At 60.6% G+C, this 13,764-nt stretch carries 11 protein-coding genes, 5 tRNA genes and 1 riboswitch; of the genes, 15 read left to right on the top strand and 1 reads right to left on the bottom strand.

Annotated elements, in window-relative coordinates:
• Nucleotides 1–123 precede the first annotated feature (123 nt).
• The 6 genes from aruF (at nt 124) to astE (ending at nt 6,482) form a co-directional block, all read left to right on the top strand.
• Complete coding sequence (gene aruF, locus AC1RME_RS16335) at nt 124–1,143, top strand: arginine/ornithine succinyltransferase subunit alpha (protein ID WP_096818103.1); 1,020 nt, start codon at nt 124–126, stop codon at nt 1,141–1,143.
• 51 nt (nt 1,144–1,194) lie between these two features.
• Entirely contained in the window at nt 1,195–2,220 is a 1,026-nt protein-coding gene (astA, locus tag AC1RME_RS16330; RefSeq protein WP_096818101.1) for an arginine N-succinyltransferase, read from the top strand.
• Nucleotides 2,217–3,686, top strand: coding sequence for a succinylglutamate-semialdehyde dehydrogenase (gene astD, locus AC1RME_RS16325; protein ID WP_493091598.1), 1,470 nt, complete (start codon nt 2,217–2,219; stop codon nt 3,684–3,686). The genes astA and astD overlap by 4 nt, the downstream gene beginning before the upstream one ends.
• A gap of 73 nt (nt 3,687–3,759) precedes the next feature.
• On the top strand, nt 3,760–5,106 hold the full coding sequence (gene astB / locus AC1RME_RS16320; RefSeq protein ID WP_192558777.1) for an N-succinylarginine dihydrolase: 1,347 nt from the start codon (nt 3,760–3,762) through the stop codon (nt 5,104–5,106).
• A gap of 62 nt (nt 5,107–5,168) precedes the next feature.
• Nucleotides 5,169–5,459 (top strand): topoisomerase II, encoded by a 291-nt coding sequence (locus tag AC1RME_RS16315; RefSeq protein ID WP_096818644.1) that lies wholly within the window; start codon nt 5,169–5,171, stop codon nt 5,457–5,459.
• Between the two features lie 12 nt (nt 5,460–5,471).
• On the top strand, nt 5,472–6,482 hold the full coding sequence (gene astE, locus AC1RME_RS16310) for a succinylglutamate desuccinylase (protein WP_493091557.1): 1,011 nt from the start codon (nt 5,472–5,474) through the stop codon (nt 6,480–6,482).
• 43 nt (nt 6,483–6,525) lie between these two features.
• Here the strand turns inward: astE and AC1RME_RS16305 are convergent, their stop codons facing one another.
• Complete coding sequence (locus AC1RME_RS16305; protein WP_011335530.1) at nt 6,526–7,035, bottom strand: 6,7-dimethyl-8-ribityllumazine synthase; 510 nt, start codon at nt 7,033–7,035, stop codon at nt 6,526–6,528.
• Nucleotides 7,036–7,137: 102 nt separating this feature from the next.
• Nucleotides 7,138–7,309: riboswitch (FMN riboswitch) on the bottom strand.
• A 197-nt stretch (nt 7,310–7,506) separates the two neighbouring features.
• Here AC1RME_RS16305 and ltaE point away from each other — a divergent pair.
• The 9 genes from ltaE to AC1RME_RS16260 all read left to right on the top strand — a co-directional run bounded on the left by ltaE (nt 7,507) and on the right by AC1RME_RS16260 (nt 13,764).
• Nucleotides 7,507–8,511: a low-specificity L-threonine aldolase gene (gene ltaE, locus AC1RME_RS16300; protein ID WP_096818093.1), complete on the top strand. Its 1,005-nt coding sequence runs from the start codon at nt 7,507–7,509 to the stop codon at nt 8,509–8,511.
• A gap of 146 nt (nt 8,512–8,657) precedes the next feature.
• Nucleotides 8,658–11,276: an alanine--tRNA ligase gene (gene alaS, locus AC1RME_RS16295; RefSeq protein ID WP_096818092.1), complete on the top strand. Its 2,619-nt coding sequence runs from the start codon at nt 8,658–8,660 to the stop codon at nt 11,274–11,276.
• A 90-nt stretch (nt 11,277–11,366) separates the two neighbouring features.
• Nucleotides 11,367–12,608: an aspartate kinase gene (locus AC1RME_RS16290; protein ID WP_096818090.1), complete on the top strand. Its 1,242-nt coding sequence runs from the start codon at nt 11,367–11,369 to the stop codon at nt 12,606–12,608.
• 187 nt (nt 12,609–12,795) lie between these two features.
• The gene (gene csrA / locus AC1RME_RS16285; protein WP_002554426.1) at nt 12,796–12,984 is read left to right on the top strand and encodes a carbon storage regulator CsrA; all 189 of its coding nucleotides are present in this window, start codon (nt 12,796–12,798) and stop codon (nt 12,982–12,984) included.
• A 62-nt stretch (nt 12,985–13,046) separates the two neighbouring features.
• Nucleotides 13,047–13,137: transfer RNA gene (locus AC1RME_RS16280), tRNA-Ser, on the top strand.
• Between the two features lie 107 nt (nt 13,138–13,244).
• Nucleotides 13,245–13,321: transfer RNA gene (locus AC1RME_RS16275), tRNA-Arg, on the top strand.
• Between the two features lie 72 nt (nt 13,322–13,393).
• Nucleotides 13,394–13,470, top strand: a tRNA-Arg gene (locus tag AC1RME_RS16270).
• A gap of 72 nt (nt 13,471–13,542) precedes the next feature.
• Nucleotides 13,543–13,619, top strand: a tRNA-Arg gene (locus AC1RME_RS16265).
• A 72-nt stretch (nt 13,620–13,691) separates the two neighbouring features.
• Nucleotides 13,692–13,764, top strand: a tRNA-Arg gene (locus AC1RME_RS16260).

Here is a 13,764-nt window from a genome sequence, read left to right as displayed (position 1 = left end):
AGACCGCCCGCCGCCTGTCGTCATGGACTGGTGGCGGGACAATTTTCCTGTGCCGGGCCTGCCCGGCATTTTTTTCCCGAGTCGGCGCTTTCGCCGACCTGAAGTTGAGAAAGGAGTGACACCATGCTGGTGATGCGCCCCGCGCAAATGGCTGATCTGGGCGAGGTACAGCGTCTGGCTGCGGACAGCCCGATTGGTGTCACTTCCTTGCCGGATGACGTTGAACGCCTGAGCGACAAGATCGCCGCGAGCGAAGCCTCGTTTGCTGCCGAAGTGAGCTTCAACGGTGAAGAAAGTTACTTCTTCGTCCTTGAAGACACCGCCACCGGCAAACTGGTGGGCTGCTCGGCGATCGTCGCTTCGGCCGGTTATTCCGAGCCGTTCTACAGCTTTCGCAACGAGACCTTCGTGCACGCTTCCCGCGAGCTGAAGATCCACAACAAGATCCACGTGCTCTCGCAATGCCACGACCTGACCGGCAACAGTCTGCTGACCAGTTTCTACGTGCAGCGCGAGCTTGTGGGTTCGCCGTTCTCGGAACTCAACTCCCGTGGCCGTCTGCTGTTCGTCGCCAGCCACCCGGAGCGGTTCGCTGATTCGGTGGTGACCGAGATCGTCGGTTACAGCGACGAGAACGGCGACTCGCCATTCTGGGACGCCATCGGTCGCAACTTCTTCGACTTGAACTACGCCGAGGCCGAGCGTCTGTGTGGCCTGAAAAGCCGCACGTTCCTCGCCGAACTGATGCCGCATTACCCGATCTACGTGCCGCTGCTGCCGGATTCTGCTCAGGAAGCGATGGGCCAGGTTCACCCGCGTGCGCAGATCACCTTCGACATCCTGATGCGCGAAGGCTTCGAGACCGATCACTACATCGACATTTTCGACGGTGGCCCGACCCTGCATGCACGCGTCTCGGGGATCCGTTCGATCGCCCAGAGCCGTGTGGTGCCGGTGAAGATCGGCGAGCCGGTCAAAGGTGCCGGGCGCCAGTATCTGGTGGCCAATGCCCAGTTGCAGGATTACCGCGCGGTATTGCTGGAACTGGATTACGCGCCGGGCAAACCGGTGACCCTGGATCTGGAAGCGGCCGAAGCCCTGGGCGTCGGTGAAGGTGCCAGCGTGCGCCTGGTGGCGGTTTAACGCCTTAGCGAGTTTCACGGGTGGCCACGGCGGCCCGTTTGAGGAGATAGCATGATTGTTCGTCCCGTACGCAGCAGCGATTTGTCCGCTCTGATCGACCTGGCCCGCAGCACCGGCACCGGCCTGACCACGTTGCCGGCCAACGAAGAGCGCCTGACCCACCGGGTCGGCTGGGCCGAGAAGACCTTTCGCGGTGAAGCCGGCCGTGGCGACGCGGACTACCTGTTCGTGCTCGAAGACGACAACGGTCGCGTGGTGGGGATTTCCGCCATCGCCGGCGCCGTCGGTCTGCGCGAGCCTTGGTACAACTTCCGTGTCGGCCTGACCGTCAGCGCCTCGCAGGAGCTGAACATCTATCGCGAGATCCCGACGCTGTTCCTGGCCAACGACCTGACCGGCAACTCCGAACTGTGCTCGCTGTTCCTGCACGCCGACTACCGCACCGGCCTCAACGGTCGCATGCTGTCCAAGGCGCGGATGCTGTTCATCGCCGAATTCCCGCAGCTGTTCGGCAACAAGATCATTGCCGAGATGCGCGGTGTGTCGGATGAAGCCGGCCGTTCGCCGTTCTGGGAAAGCCTGGGCCGTCACTTCTTCAAAATGGAATTCAGCCAGGCCGATTACCTGACCGGCGTCGGCAACAAGGCGTTCATCGCCGAACTGATGCCGAAATTCCCGCTGTACACCTGCTTCCTGTCGCCGGACGCGCGCAACGTCATCGGCCAGGTGCACCCGGACACCGAGCCGGCGCTGGCGATGCTCAAGAGCGAAGGCTTCAGCTATCAGGGCTATGTCGACATCTTCGATGCCGGCCCGGCCATCGAGTGCGAGACCAGCAAGATCCGCGCGGTGCGTGACAGCGAGGCGCTGGTGCTGGCCATCGGCACGCCGGGCGAAGACGCCACGCCGTTCATCATCCATAACCGCAAACGCGAAGACTGCCGCATCACGGCTGCGCCGGCCCGTCTGGCCGCCGGCACCCTGGTGGTCGATCCGCTGACCGCCAAACGTCTTCAACTCAACGCTGGCGATCAGGTTCGCGCCGTGGCGTTGTCCGCTGCTCGGGAGTCGAAATAATGAATTCGCTATACATCGCAGGTGAGTGGCTGGCCGGTCAGGGCGAGGCCTTTCAATCGCTGAACCCGGTGACCCAGCAAGTGCTGTGGTCGGGGGAGGGCGCCACTGCCGCTCAGGTCGAGTCGGCCGTGCAGGCTGCGCGTCAGGCGTTCCCGAGCTGGGCCCGTCGTACCCTGGAAGAGCGCATCAGCGTGCTTGAGGCTTTCGCCGCCGCGCTGAAAAACCACGCCGACGAGCTGGCCCGCACCATCGGTGAGGAAACCGGCAAGCCGCTGTGGGAAGCTGCGACCGAAGTCACCAGCATGGTCAACAAGATCGCGATCTCGGTGCAAAGCTACCGCGAACGTACTGGCGAGAAGAGCGGTCCATTGGGCGACGCCACCGCCGTGTTGCGCCACAAGCCCCACGGCGTGGTAGCGGTGTTCGGCCCTTACAACTTCCCTGGGCATTTGCCGAACGGCCACATCGTGCCGGCGCTGCTGGCCGGTAACAGCGTGCTGTTCAAGCCAAGCGAGCTGACGCCGAAAGTCGCCGAGCTGACGGTCAAGTGCTGGATCGAGGCCGGTCTGCCGGCCGGCGTGCTGAACCTGCTGCAAGGCGCCCGTGAGACCGGGATCGCTCTGGCGGCGAACCCGGGCATCGACGGTCTGTTCTTCACCGGTTCGAGTCGTACCGGCAATCACCTGCACCAGCAGTTTGCCGGTCGTCCGGACAAGATCCTCGCGCTGGAAATGGGCGGCAACAACCCGCTGGTGGTCGATCAGGTCGCTGACCTCGATGCGGCGGTGTACACGATCATTCAATCGGCGTTCATTTCCGCCGGTCAGCGTTGCACCTGCGCCCGTCGTCTGCTGGTGCCGCAAGGCGCGTGGGGCGACAGTCTGCTCAAGCGTCTGGTGGACGTCAGCTCGACCATCGAAGTCGGCGCGTTTGATCAGCAGCCGGCGCCGTTCATGGGCTCGGTGGTTTCCCTCGGCGCGGCGAAAGCGTTGATGGATGCCCAGGCACATCTGCTGGCCAATGGCGCAGTGTCGCTGCTGGCAATGACTCAGCCACAGGCGCAGTCGGCGCTGCTGACCCCGGGCATCGTTGATGTGACGGCGGTTGCCGATCGCTCCGACGAAGAACTGTTCGGCCCGTTGCTGCAAGTGATCCGCTACGCCGATTTCGCGGCGGCGATTGCCGAAGCCAACGACACCGCGTTTGGTCTGGCCGCTGGCTTGCTGTCGGATTCCGAAGAGCGCTACCAGCAGTTCTGGCTGGAAAGCCGTGCCGGTATTGTCAACTGGAACAAACAGCTGACGGGTGCTGCGAGCAGCGCGCCGTTCGGCGGTGTCGGCGCTTCGGGCAACCACCGCGCCAGTGCCTACTACGCGGCGGATTACTGCGCGTACCCGGTGGCCTCGCTGGAAACCCCGAGCCTGGTGATGCCGGCGGCCCTGACGCCTGGCGTGAAGATGGCGTGAGGCGCGTCGCGCCTCGATTGCACTCGATTGTTATTTGATGCCTATAAAAACAGATTCTCGTGGAGCCTCGCTGATGAAATCCTTTGAAGTCAATTTTGACGGTCTAGTGGGGCCGACCCATAACTACGGTGGTCTGTCCTACGGCAACGTTGCGTCCCAGAGCAACAGCCAGCAGTCCTCGAATCCGAAGGAAGCGGCGCTGCAAGGCCTGGCGAAAATGAAAGCGCTGATGGAAATGGGCTTTCAGCAGGGCGTTCTCGCACCGCAGGAGCGTCCGGACGTGGCCGCTTTGCGCCGTCTGGGTTTCAGCGGCACCGACGCCCAGGTCATCGAGCGCGCCGCGAAAGACGCGATGCCGCTGCTGGTCGCCAGTTGCTCGGCGTCGAGCATGTGGGTGGCCAACGCGGCCACGGTCAGCCCGAGTGCCGACACCGCTGACGGTCGCGTGCATTTCACCGCCGCCAACCTGAACTGCAAATATCACCGCAGCATCGAGCACCCGACCACCAGCCGCGTGCTCGGTGCGATGTTCGCTGACCAGCAACACTTTGCTCACCACGCCGCATTGCCGGCGGTGGCGCAGTTCGGCGACGAAGGCGCGGCCAACCACACGCGTTTCTGCCGTGAGTATGGCGAGGCGGGCGTCGAATTCTTCGTGTTCGGTCGCAGTGCGTTCGACACCCGTTACCCGGCGCCGCAAAAGTACCCGGCGCGCCAGACCCTCGAAGCCTCGCAAGCCGTTGCCCGTCTGCACGGCCTGCGTGACGAAGGCGTGGTCTACGCGCAGCAGAATCCGGCCGTGATCGATCAGGGCGTGTTCCACAACGACGTGATCGCGGTAGGTAACGGCGAGGTGCTGTTCTATCACGAGGACGCGTTCCTCGACACCGAGCAGATGCTGGCCGAGTTGCAAACCAAGCTGGCCAAGGTCGGCGGCAAGTTCCAGTCGGTCTGCGTGCCACGCTCGGCGGTCACCGTGGACGACGCGGTGCGTTCTTACCTGTTCAACAGCCAGTTGCTGTCGCGCCCTGATGGTTCGATGCTGCTGATCGTGCCGGAAGAGTGCCGTGGCAACGAGCGCGTGTGGAATTACCTGCAAGGCCTGACCAGCTCCGGCGGCCTGATCCGTGAAGTGAAGGTTTTCGACCTCAAGCAAAGCATGCAGAACGGCGGTGGCCCGGCGTGCCTGCGACTGCGCGTCGCGCTCAACGAAACCGAGCTGGCGGCCGTCAACCCAGGGGTTATCATGACCGCCCCGTTGTACGGTTCGTTGACCGCATGGGTTGAAAAGCACTACCGCGACCGCCTGAGCGAAAGCGATCTGGCGGACCCGCAATTGCTGCTTGAATGCCGGACGGCACTGGATGAACTGACGCAAATCCTTAAACTGGGCGCGGTTTATCCATTCCAGATCAATTGATGGCCGGCGCGCCGCCTGAACGCGGCGCGCGGCTTGTCACCCCAACAGAGCGTAAAAAAGACATGAGCGATTCCCTGCGGCTGATCCTTGAAGACACCGACGGCAAGCAACTGGAAACTTCCTGCACCCGCGTCGCGGTCATGTGGCAAGGCAAAGAGCTGTGGATCCAGCAGGACGGCCGCGGCCAACTGTTGATCGGCGTGGACGTCGAAGAAGGCGATGCTGAATACGCCAACCTGCTGTTGCGCCCATTGGCGACTAATCTGGTAAGTCTGCAACTGGAGATGGAACCGGCTGACCTCGGCGACGACGAAGACCACGTGCACGGCCCGGATTGCAACCACGACCACTAAGGAAACCGCTCTATGCTCGCCCTCGGCAAACTGCTTGAACTGACCCTCGCCGGCCGCGAACCGGCGGAGAAGACTCAACTGACTGTCGAAGGCGTGCGCATGCGCTGGTTGAGCGAGGGTGCGCTGGAAGTCCGGCCACCCGAAGCACGCGACAATGGCCTGGACCTGCTGCTGTCGGCAGGGATCCACGGCAACGAAACGGCGCCGATCGAATTGCTCGACCGGTTGCTGCATGACATTGCCCGCGGCGACTTGAAGCCGCGCGCACGCATTCTGTTCCTGTTCGGCAACCCGGAAGCGATTCGCAAGGGCGAGCGTTTCATCGAGCAGGACGTCAATCGGCTGTTCAACGGCCGTCACGAACAAAGCAGCGGTTCCGAAGCCCTGCGCGCCTGCGAGCTGGAACGTCTGGCCGCGAGCTTCTTCAGCCTTCCTGATCGTCAGCGTCTGCACTACGACCTGCACACGGCGATTCGCGGTTCGAAGATCGAGCAGTTCGCCCTGTATCCGTGGAAGGAGGGTCGCCAGCATTCCCGTCTTGAACTGTCCCGTCTGCGTGCGGCCGGCATGGAGGCGGTGCTGTTGCAGAACAAGCCGTCGATCGTGTTCAGCTCCTACACCTACGACAAGCTCGGTGCCGAGTCCTTCACACTGGAACTGGGCAAGGCGCGGCCGTTCGGGCAGAACGCCGGGGTCAATGTGTCGCTGCTGGAAACCCGTCTGAAGCAGATCATCGAAGGCACCGAGCCGGAGATGGCCGAGCAGGGGCTGGACGGTCTGCAACTGTTCAGCGTGGCCCGGGAAATCATCAAGCACAGCGATGCGTTCCGCCTGAACCTGCCGGCGGACATCGAAAACTTTTCGGAACTGGATGTGGGTTATGTGCTGGCCGAAGACCTGGCCAATACCCGCTGGATCATCGAGGAGCAGGGCGCGCGGATCATCTTCCCCAATCCCAAGGTCAAGAACGGCCTGCGGGCGGGCATTTTGATTGTGCCGACCACTGACGCGCAGTTGGCCTGACACTGAATCTCCCCCGCGCAGCGCGGGGGATATCGTTATTGCATCAGACCGCTACGGCGCGCGGCTCGGTGCGGCGCAACGCACGCACTTTCTGCAGCGTATCCGCGCACGTCTTCGCCGCTTCCTGACCCTTGTGCACGAAATGCTCGAAGAAGAACTTCTGGTGTTCTTCGCCGGCATGGAAGTGGTGCGGGGTCAGCGATACCGAGAACACCGGCACTTCGGTTTCCAGCTGAACCTGCATCAGGCCGCTGACGACCGACTGGGCGACGAATTCGTGACGGTAGATCCCGCCGTCCACCACCAGGGCGGCCGCGACGATACCGGCATAACGGCCGGTCTTGGCCAGCAGCTTGGCGTGCAGAGGCATTTCAAAGGCGCCGCCGACTTCGAAGAAATCGATGTCCGATTCCTGATAGCCCTGGGCGATCATTTCGGCGAGGAAGCCTTTACGGCTCTGGTCGACGATTTCCTTGTGCCAGCAGGCCTGGATGAACGCGACGCGCTCGCCGTGAGTGTGTTTGCTTTTGCTGTCGATAGCGGTGGGTTGCATGTTCTGACTCCTGTTTGTGTGAAAAACAGGGCGTTATGAATCGAAAGGGATTCAAGGGTACGCACGCTCGCGCGAACACGGCGGACGGCCCTTTGGCGTCAATCCCGTTCTCTCTTCATCCGGACTATGACCGTCGGCCCCGGAATCACACCGGGTCTGCTGACCTTGCCGCCGCTCACGGCTTTTGCCGTGCCTGACACCAAGCGCTCGCGGGCTATGCGCATTGCGCGCAATTACCGCCGGTGGGGAATTGCACCCCGCCCTGAGAACGTTTCGCCACCCTTTATCGGGCGGCGCAGCGTTTTTAACACAGATCGGCGGGCTGTGCATTGCGCCTTTGTGATGATTGCCATCGGATTTTTCGAAGCGTGGAAACGACTTTTCCTTGCGCGAGGGTTGATTAATCCGCGCCATGCCCGCAGTAATTCCTCTACGAAAAGGGATTTCCCCTGCTGACTAGAGGCCAGGTTCATGAGTGTTATCGATCTTCGCAGCGACACCGTCACCCAACCGACTCCCGCCATGCTCGACGCGATGACCGCTGCGGCCACCGGTGATGATGTGTATGGCGAAGATCCGACGGTCAATCGTCTGGAAACCGAACTGGCAAAACGGCTGGGTTTTGCTGCGGCGCTGTTCGTCCCGACGGGCACCATGAGCAACTTGCTGGGCTTGATGGCGCATTGCGAACGCGGTGACGAGTACATCGTTGGTCAGCAGGCGCACACCTACAAGTACGAGGGCGGTGGCGCAGCGGTACTCGGTTCGATCCAGCCGCAGCCGCTGGAAGTGCAGGCCGATGGCTCGCTGGACCTGGATCAGGTGGCGGCGGCGATCAAGCCTGACGACTTTCACTTCGCCCGCACCCGTCTGCTGGCGCTGGAAAACACCATGCAAGGCAAAGTGCTGCCGCTGGAGTATCTGGCCCGGGCTCGCCAGTTCACTCAGGACAACGGACTGGCCCTGCATCTGGACGGCGCGCGGCTGTACAACGCGGCGGTCAAGCTTGGGGTCGATGCCCGGGAAATCACGCAACACTTCGATTCAGTGTCGGTGTGCCTGTCCAAAGGCCTAGGCGCGCCGGTCGGCTCGGTGCTTTGCGGTTCGGTCGAGTTGATCGGCAAGGCGCGGCGCCTGCGCAAGATGGTCGGCGGCGGCATGCGTCAGGCCGGGTTATTGGCGGCGGCGGGGCTGTACGCGCTGGATCACAACATCGAGCGTCTGGCGGATGATCATGCCAACGCGCAATTTCTGGCCGAAGGCCTGCGTGCGGCCGGTTTCACCGTCGAGCCGGTGCAGACCAACATGGTTTACGTGCAGATGGGCGACCGTGCCGAGGCGATCAAGGCGTTTGCCGCCGAGCGCGGGATCAAATTGAGCGCTGCCGCCCGTCTGCGGATGGTCACGCACATGGACGTCAATCGTTCGCAAATCGAGCAAGTGATCGCGACATTCGTCGAGTTTTCGCGCAAGTGACAGCGTTAGCCCCTCAATTGACCGTTTCTATCGTATAAACACGCTGTACCCCGCGCGCAGGGCCGATATAATGCGGCCCTTTGCCGTCGTTTCGTCTGTTGACGTTTCGTACAGGCCTTTGGCCGCAGCCTCCGTGGAAGAACCTAATGAAAAGCGCAGAAATCCGTGAAGCCTTCCTTCGCTTCTTCGAAGAGCAAGGCCACACCCGTGTAGCCTCCAGCTCTTTGATTCCGGGCAACGACCCAACCCTGCTGTTCACCAACGCGGGGATGAACCAGTTCAAGGACTGCTTCCTGGGCCAGGAAAAGCGCGCGTACACCCGTGCGACCAGCAGCCAGAAATGCGTGCGTGCCGGTGGCAAGAACAGCGACCTGGAAAACGTCGGTTATACCGCCCGTCACCACACCTTCTTCGAAATGCTGGGTAACTTCAGCTTCGGTGACTATTTCAAGCATGACGCGATTACCTTCGCCTGGACGTTCCTGACCGGTGTCCTGAAACTGCCGAAGGAAAAGCTCTGGGTCACCGTCTACGCCTCCGACGACGAAGCGTATGACATCTGGACCCAACAAGTCGGTGTGCCGGTCGAGCGCATGATCCGCATCGGCGACAACAAAGGCGCGCCTTACGCGTCCGACAACTTCTGGACCATGGGCGATACCGGCCCGTGCGGCCCATGCACCGAGATTTTCTACGATCACGGCGACCACATCTGGGGCGGCCCACCGGGTTCGCCGGAAGAAGACGGCGACCGTTACATCGAGATCTGGAACAACGTGTTCATGCAGTTCAACCGCACCGCCGACGGCGTGTTGCATCCGTTGCCAGCGCCGTCGGTGGATACCGGCATGGGCCTGGAGCGGATCAGTGCGGTGATGCAGCACGTCAATTCCAACTACGAAATCGACCTGTTCAAGAACCTGCTGAGCGCATCGGCCGAAGCAATCGGCTGCGAAAATGGCGATCAGTCGTCGCTCAAGGTTGTTTCGGACCACATCCGTTCGTGCGGTTTCCTGATCGCCGACGGCGTGCTGCCGTCCAACGAAGGCCGTGGCTACGTGCTGCGCCGGATCATCCGTCGTGCCTGCCGTCACGGTAACAAGCTGGGCGCCACCGGCAGCTTCTTCTACAAGATCGTTGCAGCGCTGGTCGCCGAAATGGGCGAAGCGTTCCCGGAACTGAAGAAGCAGCAATCGAACATCGAACGCGTGCTCAAGGCCGAAGAAGAGCAGTTCTCCAAGACTCTGGATCACGGCTTGAAGATCCTCGAGCAGGATCTGCTGGAACTCAAAGGCACCGTAGTGCCGGGTGACGTGGTGTTCAAACTCTACGACACCTACGGTTTCCCGATGGACCTGACTGCGGACATCGCTCGCGAGCGCAGCCTGACCATCGACGAAGTCGGTTTCGAACGCGAGATGGAAGCCCAGCGTGTTCGTGCACGTTCGGCCAGTTCGTTCGGTCTGGACTACAACACGCTGGTCAAGGTTGATGTGGCCACCGAGTTCACCGGTTACACCGACACCAGCGGTTCGGCGAAAATTGTCGCTATCTATAAAGATGGCCAGTCGGTCGACGTCTTGAATGAAGGCGAAGAGGCGGTGATCGTTCTGAATCAGACGCCGTTCTACGCTGAGTCCGGTGGCCAGGTGGGCGACTGCGGTTATCTGCAGGCCGGCAACAGCCGCTTCGATGTGCGCGACACCACCAAGACCGGCGGCGCGTTCCTGCACCACGGCGTGCTGGCGTCCGGCAGCCTGCTCATCGGCGCGCCAGTGGAAACCCACGTGGATGCCGAAGTGCGTCATGCGACTTCGTTGAACCATTCGGCCACCCACTTGCTGCACGCTGCATTGCGTCAGGTGCTCGGTGAGCATGTTCAACAGAAAGGTTCGTTGGTTGATAGCCAGCGCCTGCGTTTCGACTTCAGCCACTTTGAAGCGATCAAGCCTGAGCAAATCAAAGCGCTGGAAGACATCGTCAACGCCGAGATCCGCAAGAACTCCGCTGTTGAAACCGAAGAAACCGACATCGAAACCGCCAAGCAGAAAGGCGCGATGGCGCTGTTCGGCGAGAAGTACGGCGACAACGTGCGCGTGCTGAGCATGGGCGGTGATTTCTCCGTCGAGCTGTGCGGCGGTATCCACGCCAACCGTACCGGCGACATCGGCCTGCTGAAAATCATCAGCGAAGGCGGTGTGGCATCGGGTGTGCGTCGTATCGAAGCGGTCACCGGCGCTGCGGCGCTGGCCTACTTGAACGCGGCGGAAGAACAACTCAAGGAAGCGGCCAGCCTGGTCAAGGGCAGCCGCGACAACCTGATCGACAAGCTGTCGGCTGTGCTGGAGCGCAACCGTGCGCTTGAAAAGCAGCTCGAGCAGTTGCAGGCCAAGGCCGCTGCTGCCGCAGGCGACGATCTGTCGGCCTCGGCCGTGGACGTCAAGGGCGTGAAGGTCCTGGCCGTGCGTCTGGATGGTCAGGACGGCAAGGCGCTGCTGGCGCTGGTCGATCAGCTGAAAAACAAACTCGGTCGCGCAGTGATCCTGCTCGGCAGTGTCCATGAGGAAAAGGTCGTACTGGTTGCAGGTGTGACCAAGGACCTGACTGGCCAACTCAAAGCCGGTGATTTGATGAAGCAGGCTGCTGCGGCAGTGGGCGGGAAGGGCGGTGGTCGTCCGGACATGGCGCAGGGCGGCGGTGTCGACGCTGGCGCACTGGATGGCGCACTGGCGCTGACCGTTCCATTCGTCGAGCAGGGTTTATAAGACGGCTTGACGGGCCCGCAGTCTAGTGGCGGGCCCGGCGGCTGTTTGAGTGATTATTGGGCGCCCTTCATGGGCAGAGGCGGCTTTGAAATGGCTTTGATCGTACAGAAATTTGGAGGCACCTCGGTCGGCACTGTCGAGAGAATCGAGCAGGTCGCCGACAAGGTTAAGAAATTCCGCGATGCCGGCGATGACCTGGTGGTTGTGCTGTCTGCAATGAGCGGCGAAACCAACCGTCTGATCGATCTGGCCAAGCAAATCAGTGGCGAAGATCAACCGGTTCCGCGTGAACTGGACGTGATCGTTTCCACCGGTGAGCAGGTGACGATTGCCCTGTTGGCCATGGCGCTGATCAAGCGTGGTGTGCCAGCGGTGTCGTACACCGGCAACCAGGTGCGGATCCTGACGGACAGTGCGCACAATAAAGCGCGTATCTTGCAGATTGATGACCAGAAGATTCGCGGCGACCTGAAGGCCGGCCGCGTGGTTGTGGTCGCCGGTTTCCAGGGCGTCGACGAGCACGGCAACATCACGACCCTGGGTCGTGGTGGTTCCGACACCACCGGCGTGGCGCTGGCCGCTGCGTTGAAGGCTGACGAATGCCAGATCTACACCGACGTCGATGGTGTCTACACCACTGACCCGCGTGTGGTATCGGTTGCTCAGCGTCTGGACAAGATCACCTTCGAAGAGATGCTGGAAATGGCCAGCCTCGGTTCCAAGGTGCTGCAGATCCGCGCGGTGGAGTTCGCCGGCAAGTACAACGTTCCGCTGCGCGTACTGCACAGCTTCAAGGAGGGTCCGGGCACCCTCATTACTATTGATGAAGAGGAAACCATGGAACAGCCGATCATTTCCGGCATCGCTTTCAACCGCGATGAAGCCAAGCTGACCATCCGTGGCGTGCCAGACACCCCGGGCGTGGCGTTCAAGATTCTCGGCCCGATCAGTGCCGCGAACATCGAAGTCGACATGATCGTGCAGAACGTCGCGCACGATAACACCACCGACTTCACCTTCACCGTGCACCGCAATGACTACCAGGCCGCACAGACCGTGCTGGAAAACACCGCTCGCGAGATCGGTGCCCGTGAAGTCGTCGGCGACACCAAGATTGCCAAGGTCTCGATCGTCGGCGTCGGCATGCGTTCCCACGCAGGTGTGGCCAGCCGCATGTTCGAATCCCTGGCGAAGGAAAGCATCAACATCCAGATGATCTCGACTTCGGAAATCAAGGTTTCCGTAGTGATTGAAGAGAAGTACCTGGAATTGGCCGTGCGCGCCCTGCACACGGCTTTCGAACTGGACGCTCCGGCCCGTCAGGGCGAGTAATCCTGGTCAATGAAGGGCGCGGTCTGACCGCGCCCTTTATTTTTTGAATGGCGCGAGCCCTGAACTGTTCTTTTGCTCGCGCTGGTCAATACTCAGGCATGTAGGGCTACGATCGCTCCGGTTGTAGGTCGGGTGCCTTTTTTTTGCAGACTGTTGTCCCTGAAATGATTCGCGTGAGGAGAAAGGTATGCTGATTCTGACTCGTCGGTGCGCAGAAAGCCTGATTATCGGTGATGGCGAAATCACCGTGACCGTGCTCGGCGTCAAAGGAAATCAAGTGCGTATCGGCGTCAACGCCCCGAAAGAGGTCGCCGTGCACCGTGAGGAAATCTACCTGCGTATAAAGAAAGAGAAGGACGAAGAACCAAGTCATTAATTTTTATTGATTTTTATGTTTGCAAACGGGGAAAAGGTTGGTTAAGATACGCCCCGTGTTGCGGAGAGCTGGCCGAGTGGCCGAAGGCGCTCCCCTGCTAAGGGAGTACACCTCACAAGGGTGTCGGGGGTTCGAATCCCCCGTTCTCCGCCATTATTTGCTTAGTACGTTGTAATCTGGCTTTTTCTGTAAGTTGTTGAAATTAATAGAAAAAGTGGTTGGAATAGAGATTAGACGGGCTATAATGCGGCGCAACAAATGCACTCGTAGCTCAGCTGGATAGAGTACTCGGCTACGAACCGAGCGGTCACAGGTTCGAATCCTGTCGAGTGCACCATTTAAGAGTCAATTGCAGCAATGTAAATGACTCGGCTTCAACCAGGTGTGATCTGGTCTAACAAACACAAATGCACTCGTAGCTCAGCTGGATAGAGTACTCGGCTACGAACCGAGCGGTCACAGGTTCGAATCCTGTCGAGTGCACCATTTAAGAGTCAATTGCAGCAATGTAAATGACTCGGCTTCAACCAGGTGTGATCTGGTCTAACAAACACAAATGCACTCGTAGCTCAGCTGGATAGAGTACTCGGCTACGAACCGAGCGGTCACAGGTTCGAATCCTGTCGAGTGCACCATTTAAGAGTTAGTTGCAGCAATGTAAGTAACTTGGTTTCAGCCAGTTGTGGTCTGGTCTAAAAACACAAAATGCACTCGTAGCTCAGCTGGATAGAGTACTCGGCTACGAACCGAGCGGTCACAGGTTCGAATCCTGTCGAGTGC

It is taken from the genome of Pseudomonas sp. GW822-FHT03F08 (assembly GCF_058801265.1).
The sequence above is the reverse complement of the archived record's forward strand: the minus strand, read 5'-3'. Positions and strand labels throughout refer to the sequence as shown.